Raw genomic sequence first — 17,964 nt, forward strand, 5'->3', positions numbered from 1 at the left:
GGCTACGTCAACAGGCCGTCCAGGAAGGGGTTTCCGAAGACCCGGTGGGGGTCGTGCCGGTTCAGGACGGCCACCGCCTCGTCCCAGCCCGGCCCGCCGCCGTCGCGCAGGCTCGCGGGGATGACCCGGCCGAGCAGGTCCGGGTCGGACCAGGCCGCGTCGGCGGTGTACGCCCAGCCCTTGGACCACTCCACGCGCAGGCCGGCCCGGGTGCCGTCGAAGGTGCGCAGCAGCCACTGTTCGAGGTCGCGGGCGAAGCGTTCGAGGCCCGGGGTGCCCGGGAAGGCCAGGACGTCGAGCCAGACGGCGGTGTCCCACTCGGGGCGGTCCGGGCGCGGGCGCAGCGCGGAGAGCAGGGGCGGCCGGGCGCCGGGGACGCCCGCGTAGGCGGGGTCGTCCAGGCCGGTGACGCGGATCTCGACCGCGCCGTTGACCGGGAACTCGCCGCGCGCCTGGTAGTCGGCGAGCAGCTTCCGGTACTGGGCGGCGAATTCGCTGACGACCCACTGCAGGTCGGCGCGCTTGCAGAGGATCGCGTAGCCGTTGGCGGTGACCCGCAGGGTGGTGGGGCGCACGTACTGGAGGAGGGTGCGGGAGGGGCCCCACAGGTCCGAGCGCAGCCCGGCGGCGAGGAGGTGGGTGAGGAGGTCGCCGGTGAGCAGGTCGCGCAGCAGTCCGCCCGAGAGGAGGACGTCCGTGAGGTCGCCGGTGAGTCCCACTTTGGCGACGAGGTACTGGAGTTGGCCGAAGAGCGGGGCCGACGCCCAGGCACCGGAGACGATCTGGCCGGCGAGCCGGGCGACGGGTTCCGGGACGTTGTCCGAGAACGGGTAGTTGTAGGGCTGGTCGACGGTGCGGGCGGCGAGCGGTTTGGCCGGAGCGACGCTCCAGGTCTTGAGCCAGGGGTACTCGGTGTAGGCGAACCAGATGGCCTCGGCGCGCCCGTCGCGGTCGACGAAGTCGGCGAAGGTGCGCGGTGGGCCGCCGCCGAGCAGGCCGCCCAGGAGTCCGCCGCCGCCGGTGTCGCCGGGACGGGCGAAGAGTTCGCTCGCCGGGATGTCGAGGCGGCTGACGCAGCGCAGCGGCCGGTCGGCGCCGGCCCGCAGGACGACCTCGGTGAGGAACGCCCGGCCGAGGTGGACCAGGAAGGCGGCGCTGTCGGCCTCGGAGCGGTCGAACGTGCGCAGGGCGTAGCGGCCGGTGGCCGGGTCGAGGACGACGGCGGTGAGCCGGGTGACCTGGTTGCTGACCGATCCGTAGCCGTGCCCGTCCTGGCGGGTCTCCCCGGCGGCCGGGACGGCGGTGCCGTGGCCGCCGATGGCGAGGACGCCGCCGACGGTGAGCTCGCCGGGCGCCGGGCAGGCGGTGAGGCCGAGGCCCCGGCCGGCCAGGTGGGCGAGCAGGTCCTCCATGGTGGCGCCGGTCTGGACGCGCACGGTGGTCGGTGAGTCGGCCGTGATCGCGGTGAGGTGGCGGCTCGTGTCGACCAGGAGGACGCGGGCGCTGTCGGGGGTGCCGTTGGCGACGGTGAGCGGCGCCCAGGTGTGGCGGTAGCCGGTGGCGCGCAGGCGCCAGCCGTTGGCGTGCGCCCAGTCGGCGAGGGCGGGGACCTCCTCCGGGGTGCGGGGGGCGCACGTCCACAGCTGGTCGGTGCGGATCTCGCCGGACCAGTTCTGGAAGACCCGCTGGTACAGCTCGGTGCCGGCGGGCAGCCCGGGCGGGACGGGCGTGGCGGCCTCGGCGCTGTCCGGGCCGACGGTGCCGCGCAGCAGCCAGGCCCCCGCGCCGAGCGCGGCGGACGCGCCGAGCATCTGGCGCCTGGTCAGGCCGCCGCCGTGCGCTCGTGCCCCGTCGGCGGAGCCCGGATCCGCCGCCCGCACCGCTTCGCCGTCCCGACCGCCGCCGGCTCCGCGCCACCGTCCTGTGGTCAACCGTCCCGCCCCCTGAGCTCGTCGCCCGGGTGTCCGTCGTCGGTCCCCGGTCCGGGCAGGAGCGTACGAAGTGGCGGACGGCCGTTTGAAGCGTTCCAGCCGATCATTCACCCGTACGAGTGATCACGGCTCATGCCGATGCGCGGCCGGGGCCGCCGGAGTGGCCCGGGGCCCGTCAGCGCGGCGCGGCGAGGGCGGCCTCCGCGTAGCGCTGCCACTGCCCGGCCGCCGATTCGGGAAGGCAGACCCAGTCCTTCATCGGCCGCCCGTCCGCCGGGTCGAAGAGGTGCGCCCCCTCCGTCGCGAGGGCCTCCGCGTGCTCGGCCGAGTCGCGGCCGAGGCGGCAGACCAGTTCGCCGCTGTGCAGTCCGGCGAAGGCCTTGCCGTTGACGTCCTTCAGGCAGGGCATGCCGAACATCTTGCTCCGGTGGGCGCCGCGCGGCGCCAGTTCGTCGGCGATGGCCTCGTAGCGGGCGGTGGCGTCCTGGTCGTTGGTCATGCGGCTCATAGTGGCGTGCCGGCGTGCGGCTGACCAGCCGTGCCGGAGCCCGACCCCGGTTCCGTCCTGCCTAGCCCTCTACCTGGATGGCCGCCCGCCGAAGCCTCTTGTCGGGCCATCGGACGACCGCATAAGTTGATCTTTTCCGCCTCGCGCCCGGGAGCACCGCCATGCCCGCATCCCTGACCGTCGCCGTCGCCCAGCCCGTCTGCGAGGAGCCCGGCCGGCCGGACACCGTCTCCGGCAACGCCGCCCGGCACGCGGCGGCCGTCCGGGAGGCCGGAGCGCGGCTCGTGGTGTTCCCCGAGCTGTCGCTGACCGGCTACGACCTCACCGCCCCGGCCCTCGACCCGACGGACGCGCGGCTCGCGCCGCTGATCGCCGCCTGCGCCGAGACCGGCGCCACCGCGCTGGCCGGGGCCCCGGCCGCGGACGCCGACGGGCGCGAATACATCGTGACCATGGCGGTCACCGGCGAGGGGGTCTCCGTCGTCTACCGGAAGATGCGGCTGCACGGCGAGGAGCTGAACCGTTTCACCGCCGGGGACGCACCCGTCGTCCTGGAGCTGGACGGGGTCAGGCTGGGCCTCGCGATCTGCGCCGACGCCGCCGATCCCACGCACGCCGAGGAGACGGCGGCCCTCGGCATCGACGCCTACGTCGCGTCCACCCTCTACGGCCCCTCGCCCGAATCCGCAGCCCGCCGCGACGAGCACCTCGGGGCCAGGGCCGCCGCCCACGGCGTCTGGAGCGTCCTCTCCACCAGCGCCGGGGCCAGCGGCGACTTCCCGGCCGCCTCGGGCGGCTCGGGCTTCTGGGCACCGGTCGGCGCACCGGTCGCCCAGGCCGGCACCGCGCCCGGCGGCCTGGTCCGCGCCGAACTGCCGTAACCCCCGAGGGTGAACGCGCGGGCCACCGGAAATACCCGGGGCCCGCGCACGGCTGTCAAGATCGGAGACCGGGACGGGGACGCCGTTCGGGACCGTTCAGGAGGTGCAGCACGCGATGGGTGATCAGCAGGGCCACGGACAGCGGGCCGACCAGAACCACCGGGGCCACCAGGCCGGCCAGGTCCACGAGGCCGGGCAGGAGTACCGCGTCGAGCACGACTCGATGGGCGAGGTCCGCGTGCCCGCGGCCGCCAAGTGGCAGGCGCAGACGCAGCGGGCGGTGGAGAACTTCCCGGTGTCCGGGCAGCGCCTGGAGCGCGCGCACATCGCCGCGCTGGCCCGGATCAAGGCCGCGGCGGCACGGGTGAACGCCCGGCTCGGCGTGCTGGACGAGGAGACGGCGGCGGCCATCGCGGCGGCGGCCGAGGAGGTCGCGGAGGGCCGCTGGGACGGCGAGTTCCCGGTGGACGTCTTCCAGACCGGCTCGGGCACCTCCTCCAACATGAACGCGAACGAGGTCATCGCGACCCTCGCCGCCGAGCGGCTGGGCCGGCCGGTGCACCCGAACGACCACGTCAACGCCAGCCAGTCGTCCAACGACGTGTTCCCGTCCTCGATCCACATCGCCGCCACCGCCGCCGTCACGCACGACCTGATCCCCGCTCTGGAGCACCTGGCCGAGGCGCTGGAGCGCAAGGCCGCCGAGTTCGCGCAGGTGGTCAAGTCGGGCCGCACGCACCTGATGGACGCCACGCCCGTCACGCTGGGCCAGGAGTTCGGCGGCTACGCCGCCCAGGTGCGGCACGGTCGCGAGCGGCTGCTGGCCACGCTCCCCCGGGTCGCCGAACTCCCCCTCGGCGGCACGGCGGTGGGCACGGGCATCAACACCCCGCCCGGCTTCCCGGCGGCCGTGATCGAGGAGGTGGCCCGCGCCACCGACCTGCCGCTGACCGAGGCCCGCGACCACTTCGAGGCACAGGGCGCGCGCGACGCCCTGGTCGAGCTGAGCGGTCAGCTGCGCACCGTCGCGGTCGGGTTCACCAAGATCGCGAACGACCTGCGGTGGATGGGCTCGGGCCCGCGCACCGGCCTCGGCGAGATCAACCTGCCGGACCTCCAGCCCGGTTCGTCGATCATGCCGGGCAAGGTGAACCCGGTGCTGCCCGAGGTGGTGCTGATGGTCGCGGCGCAGGTGGTCGGCAACGACGCGACGGTCACGCTGGCCGGCGCGAGCGGCAACTTCGAGCTGAACGTCATGCTCCCCGTCATCGCCCGCAACGTGCTGGAGTCGGTGCGGCTGCTCGCCAACAGCGCCCGGCTGCTGGCCGACCGCACGGTGGACGGCATCACCGCCAACGTCGAACGGGCCCGGGAGTACGCCGAGTCGTCGCCGTCGGTGGTCACCCCGCTGAACCGGTACATCGGGTACGAGGAGGCGGCGAAGGTCGCCAAGCAGGCCCTGGCGGAGCGCAAGACCATCCGTCAGGTGGTGCTGGAGCGCGGGTACGTGGAGGAGGGGAAGCTCACCAAGGAGCAGTTGGACGAGGCGCTGGACGTGCTGCGGATGACGCGTCCGTAGCGGGGGCCGTCACGGACCGGTGCGGCGACGGGCTCGGCGGCGCATGCCCGTACGGCGGGCGTGCGGCCGGTGTACGTGCGGCCGGTGTGCGCCGGGGCGCGGAGGGCGGCGGGCCGCCGTTCCGTGCCCCGGACGCGGGCTGCGGGGAAGGTCAGCCCTTGGCGCGGCCGGCCCGGCCGAGTCGCATCGCTGCTCCGTTCGACGTGATCGTGGCCATCGAGATCGCCGCGAGGCCGAGCAGGAACATCACGGCGCCGACGATGACGCAGGTGACGATGTTCTTGCCGTGCGCGACCGATCCGGAGACGGCCCAGGGGGAGATGATCGTCCAGATGCCGAGCGCCGCGGCCGCCCAGGCCCGCGCGTGGGTGCGCTCGTAGGCCGACCCGTAGCCCGCCATCAGCAGGGTGTAGGCCAGACCCACGATCAGGCAGGTCACGGTGAGGGTGCTGAAGGCGGTGAAGCCGACGATCCAGGGCGATGCGGCCAGGAACAGGCCCGCCAGCACGGCCAGGGCCTCGATGCCCTGGGCGCGCGGGGTCGAGGTGACCCGCTCGTAGTGTTCGCGTAGTTCGACGATGTCCGGATGGTGCTCCATGCCCATCGGGGTGTGGGTTGACACCGATACCACCTCCTGTGGTTCGGATCGTGGAAGGCGCTTGCCCCGTACCCATTCTGGCGCTTCTCGAACGTTTTGCACCTAATAGTCCGAAAAGGTCGATAACCATCCGATCACGGCGGTGACCTGCGTCTCACCGCTCCGGCGAGCCATTGCCTATGCAACTCGTTGCATAGCAGGATGCGGGGCATGGCACTGGAGCACGCGATCCTCGTCTCACTGCTGGAGCAGCCCGGCTCCGGCTACGAGCTGGCCCGGCGCTTCGACCGCTCGATCGGCCGCTTCTGGACCGCCACCCACCAGCAGATCTACCGGGTGCTGCGGCGCATGGAGGCGGACGGCTGGATCGCCGCCGAGGAGATCGCCCAGGACGGCCGGCCGGACAAGAAGGTCTACTCGGCGGCCGGGCCCGGCCGGGCCGCGCTCGCGGACTGGCTGCGCGAACCGGTCGAGCCGGAGACCGTCCGGCACGAGCTCGCGGTGAAGATCCGCGCCGCCGCCTTCGACGACCCGGCCGCACTGATCTCCGAGGTCGAGCGCCACCGCGACGGCCACGCCGCCCTGCTCACCCGCTACCTGCACGGCGAGCAGCGCGACTTCCCCGACCTCACCTCGCTCGACACCGCTCAGGAACTCCAGCACGTGGTGCTGCGCGGCGGCATCGAGTACGAGCGGATGACCCTCGCCTGGCTGGACGACGTGCTCACCACCCTGCACCGCCTCGTCGCCGACGGCACCGGCCCTGACGACGCGACAGGCAACGGGGAGCGGACCGCGGCGAACAGATGACGGCCGACAGATGACAGAAGACAGATAACAGAGTTTGAAATCTGTTATCTGTTACCTGTCCGTCGTCGGCCGTCGACCGCCCTCCCGCGCCGCCCCTGGCCCCACCCCACAGCCACCCCACAGTCACTCCACACCCTCGACCCCCGGGAGCCCGTGATGCTCTTCAACCCGCGTACCTACGACCCCGCGCAGTTCGACGAGCCGACCCGCCGGCTGCTGCGCGCGACCGTCGACTGGTTCGAGTCGCGCGGCAAGAAGGCGCTCATCGACACCTACATCGACCGCACGTGGTACGGCGACTTCCTCGAATTCGCCGCCAAGGAAGGCCTGTTCGCGGAGTTCCTGACCCCCTCCGCCGCCGACCCGGACAAGCGCTGGGACACCTCCCGGATCGCCGAGCTGAACGAGATCCTCGGCTTCTACGGCCTCGGCTACTGGTACACCTGGCAGGTCACCATCCTCGGCCTCGGCCCGGTGTGGCAGAGCGAGAACGAGGCCGTCCGCGCCCGTGCCGCCCGCCTCCTGGCGGAGGGTCACGTCATGGCCTTCGGGCTCTCCGAGCGCACCCACGGCGCCGACATCTACTCCACCGACATGATCCTCACCCCGGACGGCGAGGGCGGCTTCACCGCGACCGGCCCGAAGTACTACATCGGCAACGGCAACGTCGCCGGCCTGGTCTCGGTGTTCGGCCGCCGCTCGGACGTCGAGGGCCCCGAGGGCTACGTCTTCTTCGCCGCCGACAGCCGCCACGAGGCGTACCACCTGGTCAAGAACGTCGTGAACAGCCAGATGTACGTCAGCGAGTTCCGGCTGGAGGACTACCCGGTGCGCGCCGAGGACGTGCTGCACACCGGCCAGGCCGCGTTCGACGCCGCGCTGAACACCGTCAACGTCGGCAAGTTCAACCTGTGCACGGCGTCGGTCGGCATCTGCGAGCACGCCATGTACGAGGCGGTCACGCACGCCCACAACCGCGTCCTGTACGGCCGCAAGGTCACCGACTTCCCGCACGTGCGCCGCGAGTTGACCGACGCGTACGCCCGCCTCGTGGCGATGAAGCTGTTCAGCGCGCGGGCCGTGGACTACTTCCGCACCGCCTCCCCCGAGGACCGCCGCTACCTGCTCTTCAACCCGATGACCAAGATGAAGGTCACCACCGAGGGCGAGAAGGTCATCGACCTCATGTGGGACGTCATCGCGGCCAAGGGCTTCGAGGCGGACACCTACTTCGACAAGGCCGCCAAGGACATCCGCGGCCTGCCGAAGCTGGAGGGCACCGTCCACGTCAACCTGGCGCTGATCCTCAAGTTCATGGCCAACTACCTGTTCGCCCCGGCCGATTACGCGCCCGTGCCGACCCGCAAGGACGCCGCCGACGACGTCTTCCTGTTCCACCAGGGCCCCGCCCGCGGCCTCGGCGCGATCCGCTTCCACGACTGGCGCACCGCCTACGACCGGCACGCGCACCTGCCGAACGTCGCCCGCTTCCGCGAGCAGGCCGACGGCTTCTGCGAGCTGCTGCTCACGCACGCGCCGAGCAAGGAGCAGCAGGCGGACCTCGACTTCCTGCTGGAGATCGGCCAGCTGTTCGCGCTGATCGTCTACGGCCAGCTGGTGCTGGAGCAGGCCGAGTCGACCGGCCTGGAGGCGGACGTGCTGGACCAGGTCTTCGACGCGCTGGTCCGCGACTTCTCCGCGCACGCGACCGAGCTGCACGGCAAGGCCTCGGCCACGGAGGAGCAGGCCGCCTGGGCGCTCGCGCACGTGCGCCGGCCGGTGGCCGACGCCGAGCGGGCCGCGAAGGTGTGGGCGCGCGTCGAGGCGCTGTCGGGCGCGTACGAGATGCAGCCGTAGTCCTGCGGACGGCTACGCAGGACCCGGGGGTGCCGGTCGGCGGACCGGCACCCCCGGGTGCCCTCGCGGGCCGGCGGGGTCAACTCCCGTCGGCCGAGAGCGTCCAGAGCGCGTGGGCGATGGCGTCGGTCATCCGCCCCAGCGCGGTGTCGTCGATGTTGGCGCTGGTGTCGCACGCGGCGTGGTAGCAGGCGTCGAACGCCTGGCCCGCGGCGCCGCCCCACTTGGCGGCCTGGTCGGCCGTCTTGATGTAGTCGGCGCCGCTGAACAGCCCTCCGACACGGATGCCCGCGTCCTGGAAGGGCGCGTGGTCGGAGCGGCCGTCGCCCTCGAAGTCCTGCTCGGTGGCGATGCCGCGGGCGGCGAACCAGTCGTGGAACAGGGCGTCCAGGGCCGGGTCCTGGCGGTAGGTGAAGTAGCCGGGGTTCGGCGAGCCGATCATGTCGAAGTTCAGGTACGTGTCGATCGACGAACGGTCGGCGGGGGAAAGGCCGTTGACGTAGTTCCGGGAGCCGACCATGCCGTTCTCCTCGGCTCCCCACCATGCGAACCGGAGGTGCTTGGCGGGCTTGAGCCCGGCCCGCGAGACGGCCAGGGCGGTCTCCAGGATGCCCGCCGTGCCGGAGCCGTCGTCGTTGACGCCGGGGCCGGCCTGGACCGAGTCGAGGTGGGCTCCGGCCATCACGACGTGCGCGGAGTCGCCGGACGGCCAGTCGGCGATCAGGTTGGCACCGCCCGCACCCCCGTCGTCGAACTGCTGGACGGCGGTGGTGAATCCGGCCGCGTCCAGCTGCGCCTTCACGTAGTCGAGCGAGGCCTGGTAACCGGAGGTGCCGTGGGCACGGTTCCCGCCGTTGGCGTCGGCTATGGACTGCAGTTGCGCGAGGTGGGCCTTGACATTGGCCACGGGTATGGCGGGGGCGTCCTGAAGTGCCTTGAGGCCGGCGGGTTTTACCCAGACGGCCGGGGCAGCGGGGGCGGCTGCGGTGGCCGGGGCGGCAGGGGCATGGAGGGCGGCGGCAACCAGGCCGGCCAGTGCGGTGGGCAGAACGGCGCCGCGAAGGGCTGCACGGCGGAGGACTGTACGACGAGGGACGGCACGTCGAAGGACAGCACGGACGCCGTGCGGGGTGCGCTCGGTCACGGGAGGCTCCAGGTTCCGGTGGGGCAGAACGGGAAGGCGTAACCTCGCGGACGCGCACCGGGGTTGGGGACTCCGGGCGGAACACCTGTTGTGGGGTCGGGACGGGTCACGATCGCAAGGTTGACGCGTTCATGAGGATCCGGCCGGGCCCCGGGGTCGTCAAGGGGTGGCGCAGCGGTCGGCCGTCGGCCAAGGCCTGGACCGGCCGGGACGGTCAGCCGTCACCGAGGCCCATGTCGCGGGCGCGGGCCACCGCCTCGGCGCGCGTGCCGACGTGCAGCTTCTCGAAGATGTGGGTCACGTGGTTGCGCACCGTCTTCTCCGCCACGACCAGCTCACGCGCGATCCGCCGGTTGTCCAGTCCCCGCGCGACCAGGTCCAGCACCTCGGCCTCGCGGGCGGTGAGTTCGGGGAACAGCTGTCCCGCCTCGCGCATCCGCGCACCCGCCAGCAACTCGGCGATCCGCCCCGCGACCTCGCCCCCGAAGACCGCGCCGCCCGCCGCGACCGTCCGCACCGCGTGCAGCACCTCCTCCCGGCCGGCCCCCTTGACCAGGTAGCCGCGGGCCCCCGCCTGGAGGGCGGCGAGGAGGTTCCCGTCGTCGTCCGACATGGTCAGCATCAGCACGGGCGGGGCCTGCTCGCGCCCCGACAGCATCCGGAGGGCTTCCAGGCCGGAGCCGTCGGGCAGTGAGAGGTCCATGATCACGACGTCCGGCGCGGACCGCTCGACGGCCCCCGGCACCTCGGCGATCCGCTCGGCCTGCGCCACGACGGAGATGCCCTCGGCACTCTCCAGCGCCGCCTTGAGGCCCTCGCGGAACAGCGGGTGGTCGTCGACGACCAGGACGCGGACGGGCCTGACTCCCTGCGGCTCGCCAGACCCCGACTCTGCGAGCTTCGGCTCTGCAAGTTTCGGCTCCACGGGCATCGGGTCCTCGGGTTTCGGCTCATCACGCCTCGGCTCATCACGCCTCGGGCCCTCGGGTCGCAGCGTGCCGGGCTGCGACAGGTCCGGATCCGGCGCGTTGGGCTGCGGTTCGTCCACCCGGTGTTCGTTCACCCGGCCGACGCTACCAGCGACGATCACGTGACTTTCCGTGACATGCTCCGGGGTCATCCGGGCGGCTGACCGGCCGGGCCGGAGCAGCGGGACACCGGCGGTGACCCGCTGCGGGCCGCGGACGAGACCCCTGCCCCATGCGCCCGGGACACCGGGCCGCCGAGACTGGAACGCGGCCCACGGAACGGCGGCCACCCCTCGCCGTCCCGGGCCGGAGCCCCGAGTACCCGAAGCCCACGTCCACCTTCGAGCCTCCGAGGCGGTGCCATGACCACGGCGTCCTCCCCCCGGCCCCGGACGGCGGCACGGCAGCAGCTCACGGCGGCGGCGGTCGTCACGGCGGTCTGCCTGGTCGTCGCCGCCGCCTGGATCTGCTACGTACTCGTCCACATGGGGGACCCGAGCGTCGTCACGCCCAGGAACGAGCTCGGCATCCTCATCTACGCCCTGCCGACCGCCGGTGCCGGGATGCTGCTCCACGCCCACCGCCCCGGCAACCCGCTCGGCTGGGTCATGCTGGTCTACGCGGTCACGCTCGTCCTGCCCAACGCCGCCGCGGCGCCGGTCACCGTCCAGGTCGCCGACCCCGGCGTCGTGGGCGCCGCGGCGGTGTTCCAGGTCCTCTGCGACACGGTCAACTCCACGCTCTTCTACGTTCTTCCGCTCTGGCTGCCCACCGGCCGCCTGACCACGCGCCGCTGGTGGTGGTACATCGCCGCGGTCGCGCTCTGGGTGCTGCCGGGCTCGCTGTCGTTCCTCGCCAGGCCCGAGGTGTTCGACCGCCCCAACGCACTCGCGGACAGTCCGCCCGCCCGGTTCTTCGGAGCGCTCGGGGAGCACATTTACGGGTACTCGGACGCCGTCAACTACCTGCTCGTCGGCATCGCCGCCGTCGTCCTGCTGGCGCGGATCCTCCGGCCGGCCGCCCCGGCGGCGGGGCAGCGGCAACCCGTCGCGCGGCACCGCGCGAACGTCGCGGCGATGCTCGCCGCCTACCTGTTCTGGGCCGGCATGCAGGACTTCTACCGGCGGATGTACCGGGAGGCGTTCTGGCTCAGCTACGCGCTCTTCGCGGCGGCCGGGCTCGCCTGGGCGGTCGCGGTCGGGTACCTGGTCGTCCGGGACCGCGGCTGGCGGCTCGACCGCGCCGCGCGCAGCGTCCTCAGCGGGCTGCTGCTGGCCACCGGGATCACCGCACTGTTCGTGGCGCTCGCGGCCGTCCTGTCCGGCCGGCTGGCGCCCGGGCACAGTGGGCCGGCGCTGGTGCTGATCGCCCTCGTGTTCACGCTCGGTGCCGGACTGCCGCGGGCCACCCGGTGGGCCGTCTCGCTGGTGGACCGGCTGTACTACGGCGAGCGGGCACAGCCGTACCAGGTGCTGCGGCGCCTGGCGGGGCGGGTGCGGCAGGTCGTCGACCCTGCGGAGTTGCCCGCCGCGCTGTGTGCGACGGTCGCGGAGGAACTGCGACTGCCCGGGGTCGCGCTCACCGTCAGTACGCGGGCCGGGCGGCGCCCGCTCGCCTCGGTGGGGCGGTTGGACGGGCGGCGGGAGCAGGGCTTCGCGCTGGTCCACCACGGCGAGCCGATCGGCGAGTTGACGGTCGGGCTGCGGGACGGCGAGGAACGGCTGGACCCGAGCGACATCGACATCCTGCGCTCGCTGGCCGACCAGGCCTCGCCCGCAGTCGCGTCGCTGCGGCTGCAGGAGGACCTGCAGGCGAGCCGGGAGCAGCTCGTCGCGGCGCGGGAGGAGGAGCGGCGCCGGCTGCGCCGGGACATCCACGACGGGCTCGGTCCGGCGCTCGCGGGGCTTCGGCTGCGGGTGGACAACGCGGCGTCGGCTCCCGCGGCATCGGCTCCTGCGGGAACAGGAGGTGCAGGGATTCCGGCGGCATCCGTCCTGGACGGCGGCCTCGGCGGGACGCTGCGGGGGATCTCGGCCGACCTCGGGATGGCGATCAAGGAGGTGCGGCGGATCACCGAACGCCTCGGGCCCGCGCCGCTGGGCGAGTTCGGGCTCACGCGGGCCGTGCGGCAGCTGGCCGGGACGTTCAGCGGCGCGGGGCTGAGGGTGACGGCCGACGTGTCGCCGGACCCGCTGCCCGACCTGCCCGCGGCGGTCGAGGTCGCGGTGTACCGGATCGCCGCCGAGGCCCTCAACAACGTGCTGCGGCATGCCCGGGCGCGCCACGCCAGGGTGACGATCCGGGTGGACGCGGAGGCCGTCACCCTGGCCGTGCGGGACGACGGGGTGGGGCTGGTCGGGGAGACGGCCCGGGATGCCGACGGGGACGGATGGGCCGACGGGGCCGGAGGGGTCGGGCTGCGGTCGATGGCGGACCGGGCCGCCGAGGTCGGGGGCAGGTGCACCGTCGGGCCCCTGCCGGAGCACGCGGGGACCGAGGTGCTGGCGACGCTGCCGCGGTCGCCCTCCCGGGAGCAGGGCACGGACGGCTCGGGTTCCGCGCCCGGGTTGTGAGACGTCGGGGCGTGAGCCGTCGCGGCCGTTCGGCAGGCCACCCGCCACCCCACGGCACGGCCCTCGGCGCGGGGGGCGCCGAGGGCCATCAGGGGGATCGGGGACAGGGCCGACTGTCAGGTGTGGCCGGGCCTGCACTTCTGGCCGAGCTGGCAGCCCTGCGGCGACTCCCCGATGCCCGGCGCCGAGCCGGTGCCGGACACCGAGGCCGACGATGAGCATGCGTTCTTCAGCGCGACCGCCGCCGCGATCGCGCCGACGGCGGCGCCGGCCACGCAGAGCGCCTTCGTGGTGGTGTTCGTTGCCATGAGTGGTACTCCCGCTTCTTCCGAACGGCCGAGTCGATCGATCGGTCACCCCCCACTGTGCGCACGAGTGCGCCCCGGCCGCATGGGACCGCCGTCCCGGTCCGGTCCCAGAGGGGCGGTCCCGGCCCGGGGCGGAGGAAGGACGGCGATGGCTCAGTGCGACCGGCAGGGGCGCGGCCGGTCGCTGTCGGCGAGGTGGTCGGTGGGCGGGTCCGGGCATCCGACACGGCCCAGAAGCGCCGTGACCGGCCCTTGCGGACCGGCGCGGAGGCCGTGCCGCTCCCCCGCCCGGACGTATGCCAAGTCACCGGGGAAGAGGGAGACTTCGCCGTACTCGCCGAGAAGCACGCCGGTGCCCGACATGACGACGATGAACGCATCGGACGCCGGGTAGCGGAGGAGCTCGTGGCCTTCACCGGCGGCGAGGGTCATCGATGTGACGGCAACCCTCCGCCAGGCCATCCGTTCCGAAGAACTCCTGCGCTGGGAAGGAATGTCGACCGACTCTTCGGCCCCCACCGGCTGGACGGTGAGGATGGCGGTCGGTGCACCCCGGAGGGCGGTGAGGCGGCAGACGCTGCCGGGCGCGTGGTGGAGCGCCTCGCCCGGACCGAGGATCCGGCCTGCCGCGGCGAGGCAGCCCGCGAGCACCACGGTCACCGATTCGGCGCCTGCCGACGGGCGTTGCTCGATGTGGGCACCGGGCGGCAGCGTCTCGATGGTCAGGCCGGCGAGTACGGGCGGGCGGCGGCTCGCGTCGATCGGACGCTGGAGGGCGGGCGCGGTGCGGGGCACGGCGGCGGGGACGACAATCACGCGGATGACCTCCGAGGGTCATGTGCAGGTGAACGGCACTGGGGTCAAGGGCGGTTGTGGCGCACGTGGCGCCGTTCGGCACGGCGGCGGGCGAGACTCTCTCGCGTCCCCGCGGTGCGGCGCGGAACGGCGAGGGTGAGACAGAGCAGCTCCGCGCCGAGCGGGCCGGCTTCGAGATGGAGCGTGCGACCGCTCACGGCCAGGAGGAGGTCGCCGTCCGATGCCAAGTGGCCTGGCTCGTCTGCCTGTTGGCCGATGGTGGCGGTGCCGCGCAGGACGTGGAGCACGGTCTCGGCATCGGCGCGTCCCGGCAGGACGTGGTGGGCGCCGGGGCTCAGGCGCAGGTGGTCGAAGGACTCGCAGGCGCTCGTGAGCATGTCGCGACGGGCGAGGCAGCGGACGCGGACGCGTTCACCGTTCGGGCCGAGGATGACGGCGGCGGAGGCCGTCGCGCTGGAGACGATCACCGGGGTTCGCCTTCTTTCGGGGCTTGGGCGGGATGCGGGACGGCGAGGACCGCGTGGAAGTACTCCATCCCGGCGGCGCCGGCGGTGAGGACGGTCCGCGCGCCGATCGGGAGGGTGAGCGCGGTGCCCTCGACGAGCGGGATGCCGGCGTCGGTGGCGCCGGCCTCCCCGGGTTCACCGGCCAGGCCGGAGCCGGCGGTGACGTAGAGCATGTGCTCGACGGTGTCGGCGCCCAGCTCCGCGCTGCGGCCCGGGTCTAGCCACTGCAGGCCGACACCGCGGAGGGGGCCGGCGAGCAGGCGACCGGGGTCGACGGCGCCGCGGCGGCGCAGGTCGGTGAGGACGGTGCCCGGCATCTCGGGGCTCCTTCGGGTCGCGGCGGGCCCCGGCGGCCCGCCTTCGACATCACGGTCCGCCGCCCGCCGTCCCGGCCGCACGGGGGCTGGGTCCCGTGCGATTCCCGGCTCGCGCCCGGGCCGTGCCCGTCCCCCGCCCGGGCGGCGAACGGAACTCGGGCGGGCGGCGAACGGGACTCGGCCGGGACGGGGGCGGGACGGGTGGGATGGGTGGGACGACGGAAAGCCGACAGCCGACGGCGAACGGATGACAGCTGACAGATAACAGATTTCGAAATCTGTTATCTGTCAGCTGTTCGCCCACCCCCGCCCCGCCCACCCGACGTACCGTGGAACTCGGAGGCTGCGCGATGCACGTCACCGGTACCCACTTCACCGACCGCACCGACGCGGGCCGCCGGCTGGCCGCCCGCCTGGGGCACCTGAGCGGGTCGGACGCGGTCGTGGTCGCCCTGCCCCGCGGCGGGGTGCCCGTGGCCGCGGAGGTCGCCGCGGCGCTCGGCGCGCCCCTGGACATCTGCGTGATCCGCAAGCTCGGCGTGCCCTACCAGCCCGAGCTCGGCATGGGCGCCATCGGCGAGGGCGGCGTCCGGGTCCTGAACGACGAGGTGATGCGCCTCGGCGGGATCGCCCCCGACCAACTGGCCGACGTGGAGCGGCGCGAGCGCGCCGAGCTGGAGCGCCGCGCCCGCCGCTACCGGGGCGACCGCCCGCCCGCCGACCTGCGCGGCCGGACCGTCATCGTCGTCGACGACGGCATCGCCACCGGCTCCACCGCCCGGGCCGCCTGCCGGATCGTGCGCGCCCGCGGCGCGGCCCGCGTGGTCCTGGCCGTCCCCGTGGCCCCCCGGGACTGGACGGACCGCCTGGCCGACGTCGCCGACGAACTGGTCTGCGTCGCCACGCCGTCCCCGTTCTTCGCGATCGGCGAGTTCTACGGCGACTTCTCCCAGACCGGCGACGACGAGGTCCTGAGCCTGCTGGCCGAGGCCCGCGGCGAGCGCCCGCCCGCGCCCGTCGCCCTCGACCGCGAGGTGGAGCTCTCCGCCGCCGGCGTCCGCCTGCCCGGCCACCTGACCGTCCCCGCCGACGCCCGCGGCATCGTCGTCTTCGCACACGGCAGCGGCAGCAGCCGCCACAGCCCCCGCAACCGTCACGTCGCCCGCCAACTCAACCGGTCCGGCCTGGCCACGCTGCTGTTCGACCTGCTCACCGAGGCCGAGGAGCCGGACCGGAGCAAGGTGTTCGACGTCGGCCTGCTCGGCTCCCGCCTGACCGCCGTCGCCGAGCGGCTGACCGCCCTGGAAGCGACCCGGGCCCTGCCGCTCGGCCTGTTCGGCGCGAGCACGGGCGCCGCCGCCGCGCTGCACACCGCCGCCGACCTCGGGCCCGGGGTCGGCGCCGTGGTGTCACGCGGCGGCCGCCCCGATCTGGCCGGGCCGGACGCCCTGGGGCGGGTCACCGCCCCGACCCTGCTCGTCGTCGGCGGCCTCGACGGCACGGTGATCGACCTCAACCGGCGGGCGCGGGCCCGGCTGCGCTGCGAGAGTGAACTCGCGGTGGTCCCCCGAGCGGGCCACCTGTTCGAGGAGCCGGGCGCGTTGGACCAGGTCGCCGAGCTGGCCGGGGACTGGTTCCGGCACCACCTCGGAGCACCGGGCGACCCCTTCGAACCGGTTACGCAGAGTTCGTGAATCGACCCCGATCAGCAGCGCATATTGCGCAGCCGAACGCGGGATTTCCTGATCAGCTTGTACACATTGAACAGTGAAAAACCGACCTGTTGCCCAACCACCCGGACAGGAGCAAGCTCTCCGCTCAGCCGCACCGCCCACCCCCATCAGCGGCGCGGCCGCCTCAAGCGGACGCCTCAGAGCCGAGGCCCAAAGTGGAGGAAGACCGATGACCCCGCAGTCCCACGCCCTTGAGCTGACCCCCGAGGAGCGCGAGGCCGGTCTCGACGCCGACCAGCTGCGCCGCCTCGTCGGCCTCGTCGAGCACGACCCGGCCACCGACCCGTTCCCCGTGACCGCCCAGGACGCGGTCGTGTTCGTGGTCGGCAACGCCACCCAGACGGCGCAGTTCTACCAGGCCGTGTTCGGCATGGAGCTGGTCGCCTACTCCGGCCCGGAGACCGGTCGCCGCGACCGCAAGGCCTTCGTGCTCCGCTCCGGCTCGTGCCGCTTCGTGATCAAGGGCGGCGTCCAGCCGGACAGCCCGCTGCTGGACCACCACCGCCGCCACGGCGACGGCGTCGTCGACCTGGCGCTGGAGGTGCCGGACGTCGACAAGTGCATCGAGCACGCCCGCGCGACCGGCGCCACCGTGCTGGAGGAGCCGAACGACGTCTCGGACGAGAACGGCACCGTGCGCCGCGCCGCGATCGCGACCTACGGCGAGACCCGGCACACCCTGATCGACCGCTCCCGCTACCACGGCCCGTACCTGCCGGGCTACGTCGTCGCGGAGAGCAGGGTCAAGCACCCGGAGGGCTCGCCGAAGCGGCTGTTCCAGGCGCTGGACCACGCGGTCGGCAACGTCGAGCTCGGCAAGATGGACGAGTGGGTCTCGTTCTACAACCGGGTCATGGGCTTCGTGAACATGGCCGAGTTCGTCGGCGACGACATCGCCACCGACTACTCCGCGCTGATGTCGAAGGTCGTCGCGAGCGGCAACCACCGGGTGAAGTTCCCGCTGAACGAGCCGGCGATCGCCAAGAAGAAGTCGCAGATCGACGAGTACCTGGAGTTCTACACCGGTCCGGGCTGCCAGCACATGGCGCTCGCCACCAACGACATCCTCACCACGGTCGACATCCTGCGGGCGCGCGGCGTCGAGTTCCTCAACACCCCGGACGCGTACTACGACGACCCGGAGCTGCGCGCCCGGATCGGCAAGGTGCGCGTGCCGATCGAGGAGCTGAAGAAGCGCGGCATCCTGGTCGACCGCGACGAGGACGGCTACCTGCTGCAGATCTTCACCAAGCCGATCGGCGACCGCCCCACCGTGTTCTACGAGTTCATCGAGCGCCACGGTTCGCTCGGCTTCGGCAAGGGCAACTTCAAGGCGCTGTTCGAGTCCATCGAGCGCGAGCAGGAGGCCCGCGGCAACCTGTGAGGGTCGCGGAACTCTGAACACGGTCGACGTACCGTGAACGCGGTCGACGTA

16 protein-coding genes are annotated in these 17,964 nt (G+C 73.3%); 7 read left to right on the top strand and 9 right to left on the bottom strand.

Annotated features, from left to right (window positions below):
• Positions 1 to 2: 2 nt before the first annotated feature.
• Positions 3 to 1,811 (bottom strand): cholesterol oxidase substrate-binding domain-containing protein, encoded by a 1,809-nt coding sequence (locus ACFXDE_RS02380; protein WP_380490104.1) that lies wholly within the window; start codon positions 1,809 to 1,811, stop codon positions 3 to 5.
• A gap of 295 nt (positions 1,812 to 2,106) precedes the next feature.
• Complete coding sequence (locus ACFXDE_RS02385) at positions 2,107 to 2,430, bottom strand: hypothetical protein (protein ID WP_380489994.1); 324 nt, start codon at positions 2,428 to 2,430, stop codon at positions 2,107 to 2,109.
• 170 nt (positions 2,431 to 2,600) lie between these two features.
• Here ACFXDE_RS02385 and ACFXDE_RS02390 point away from each other — a divergent pair, with 170 nt between their 5' ends.
• Both ACFXDE_RS02390 and ACFXDE_RS02395 read left to right on the top strand, forming a co-directional pair.
• A complete protein-coding gene (locus ACFXDE_RS02390) occupies positions 2,601 to 3,320 on the top strand; it encodes a carbon-nitrogen hydrolase family protein (RefSeq protein WP_380489996.1) in 720 nt (239 codons plus the stop codon).
• Between the two features lie 115 nt (positions 3,321 to 3,435).
• Entirely contained in the window at positions 3,436 to 4,899 is a 1,464-nt protein-coding gene (locus ACFXDE_RS02395) for a class II fumarate hydratase (protein ID WP_380445576.1), read from the top strand.
• A gap of 151 nt (positions 4,900 to 5,050) precedes the next feature.
• Here the strand turns inward: ACFXDE_RS02395 and ACFXDE_RS02400 are convergent, their stop codons facing one another.
• On the bottom strand, positions 5,051 to 5,521 hold the full coding sequence (locus ACFXDE_RS02400) for an SPW repeat protein (RefSeq protein WP_329930749.1): 471 nt from the start codon (positions 5,519 to 5,521) through the stop codon (positions 5,051 to 5,053).
• A 186-nt stretch (positions 5,522 to 5,707) separates the two neighbouring features.
• Between ACFXDE_RS02400 and ACFXDE_RS02405 the strand changes: the two genes are divergently transcribed.
• Positions 5,708 to 6,307, top strand: coding sequence for a PadR family transcriptional regulator (locus ACFXDE_RS02405; RefSeq protein ID WP_380445575.1), 600 nt, complete (start codon positions 5,708 to 5,710; stop codon positions 6,305 to 6,307).
• A gap of 156 nt (positions 6,308 to 6,463) precedes the next feature.
• On the top strand, positions 6,464 to 8,164 hold the full coding sequence (locus ACFXDE_RS02410) for an acyl-CoA dehydrogenase family protein (RefSeq protein ID WP_380489999.1): 1,701 nt from the start codon (positions 6,464 to 6,466) through the stop codon (positions 8,162 to 8,164).
• A gap of 79 nt (positions 8,165 to 8,243) precedes the next feature.
• Here ACFXDE_RS02410 and ACFXDE_RS02415 read toward each other — a convergent pair whose 3' ends face one another.
• Entirely contained in the window at positions 8,244 to 9,071 is an 828-nt protein-coding gene (locus ACFXDE_RS02415) for a M28 family metallopeptidase (RefSeq protein WP_380490000.1), read from the bottom strand.
• 451 nt (positions 9,072 to 9,522) lie between these two features.
• Positions 9,523 to 10,155, bottom strand: a complete 633-nt coding sequence (locus tag ACFXDE_RS02420; RefSeq protein WP_380490106.1) for a response regulator — start codon at positions 10,153 to 10,155, stop codon at positions 9,523 to 9,525.
• A 483-nt stretch (positions 10,156 to 10,638) separates the two neighbouring features.
• On the opposite strand from ACFXDE_RS02420, the gene ACFXDE_RS02425 reads away from it, so the two are divergent.
• The gene (locus tag ACFXDE_RS02425) at positions 10,639 to 12,849 is read left to right on the top strand and encodes a sensor histidine kinase (protein ID WP_380490003.1); all 2,211 of its coding nucleotides are present in this window, start codon (positions 10,639 to 10,641) and stop codon (positions 12,847 to 12,849) included.
• Positions 12,850 to 12,965: 116 nt separating this feature from the next.
• Here ACFXDE_RS02425 and ACFXDE_RS02430 read toward each other — a convergent pair whose 3' ends face one another.
• The 4 genes from ACFXDE_RS02430 to ACFXDE_RS02445 form a co-directional block, all read right to left on the bottom strand.
• On the bottom strand, positions 12,966 to 13,157 hold the full coding sequence (locus ACFXDE_RS02430; RefSeq protein WP_380445570.1) for a hypothetical protein: 192 nt from the start codon (positions 13,155 to 13,157) through the stop codon (positions 12,966 to 12,968).
• A gap of 153 nt (positions 13,158 to 13,310) precedes the next feature.
• A complete protein-coding gene (locus ACFXDE_RS02435; protein ID WP_380490007.1) occupies positions 13,311 to 13,973 on the bottom strand; it encodes a cupin domain-containing protein in 663 nt (220 codons plus the stop codon).
• Between the two features lie 44 nt (positions 13,974 to 14,017).
• Positions 14,018 to 14,440, bottom strand: coding sequence for a hypothetical protein (locus ACFXDE_RS02440; RefSeq protein ID WP_380490010.1), 423 nt, complete (start codon positions 14,438 to 14,440; stop codon positions 14,018 to 14,020).
• Positions 14,437 to 14,796 (bottom strand): hypothetical protein, encoded by a 360-nt coding sequence (locus tag ACFXDE_RS02445; RefSeq protein ID WP_380490011.1) that lies wholly within the window; start codon positions 14,794 to 14,796, stop codon positions 14,437 to 14,439. The genes ACFXDE_RS02440 and ACFXDE_RS02445 overlap by 4 nt, the downstream gene beginning before the upstream one ends.
• 350 nt (positions 14,797 to 15,146) lie before the next feature.
• Here ACFXDE_RS02445 and ACFXDE_RS02450 point away from each other — a divergent pair, with 350 nt between their 5' ends.
• Both ACFXDE_RS02450 and hppD read left to right on the top strand, forming a co-directional pair.
• Positions 15,147 to 16,490, top strand: a complete 1,344-nt coding sequence (locus ACFXDE_RS02450; protein ID WP_380490014.1) for a phosphoribosyltransferase family protein — start codon at positions 15,147 to 15,149, stop codon at positions 16,488 to 16,490.
• Between the two features lie 208 nt (positions 16,491 to 16,698).
• Positions 16,699 to 17,913 (top strand): 4-hydroxyphenylpyruvate dioxygenase, encoded by a 1,215-nt coding sequence (hppD, locus tag ACFXDE_RS02455; protein WP_380445566.1) that lies wholly within the window; start codon positions 16,699 to 16,701, stop codon positions 17,911 to 17,913.
• The last annotated feature ends 51 nt before the right edge of the window (positions 17,914 to 17,964 follow it).

The sequence above is a fragment of the Kitasatospora sp. NPDC059408 genome, from assembly GCF_042751525.1.
Taxonomy (GTDB): domain Bacteria; phylum Actinomycetota; class Actinomycetes; order Streptomycetales; family Streptomycetaceae; genus Kitasatospora.

Coding starts and splice junctions, on each gene's coding strand:
- ACFXDE_RS02380 (WP_380490104.1), bottom strand. CDS start 1,811: ATGCTCGGCGCGTCCGCCGCGCTCGGCGCGGGGGCCTGGCTGCTGCGC.
- ACFXDE_RS02385 (WP_380489994.1), bottom strand. CDS start 2,430: ATGACCAACGACCAGGACGCCACCGCCCGCTACGAGGCCATCGCCGAC.
- ACFXDE_RS02390 (WP_380489996.1), top strand. CDS start 2,601: ATGCCCGCATCCCTGACCGTCGCCGTCGCCCAGCCCGTCTGCGAGGAG.
- ACFXDE_RS02395 (WP_380445576.1), top strand. CDS start 3,436: ATGGGTGATCAGCAGGGCCACGGACAGCGGGCCGACCAGAACCACCGG.
- ACFXDE_RS02405 (WP_380445575.1), top strand. CDS start 5,708: ATGGCACTGGAGCACGCGATCCTCGTCTCACTGCTGGAGCAGCCCGGC.
- ACFXDE_RS02410 (WP_380489999.1), top strand. CDS start 6,464: ATGCTCTTCAACCCGCGTACCTACGACCCCGCGCAGTTCGACGAGCCG.
- ACFXDE_RS02425 (WP_380490003.1), top strand. CDS start 10,639: ATGACCACGGCGTCCTCCCCCCGGCCCCGGACGGCGGCACGGCAGCAG.
- ACFXDE_RS02430 (WP_380445570.1), bottom strand. CDS start 13,157: ATGGCAACGAACACCACCACGAAGGCGCTCTGCGTGGCCGGCGCCGCC.
- ACFXDE_RS02445 (WP_380490011.1), bottom strand. CDS start 14,796: ATGCCGGGCACCGTCCTCACCGACCTGCGCCGCCGCGGCGCCGTCGAC.
- ACFXDE_RS02450 (WP_380490014.1), top strand. CDS start 15,147: ATGCACGTCACCGGTACCCACTTCACCGACCGCACCGACGCGGGCCGC.
- hppD (WP_380445566.1), top strand. CDS start 16,699: ATGACCCCGCAGTCCCACGCCCTTGAGCTGACCCCCGAGGAGCGCGAG.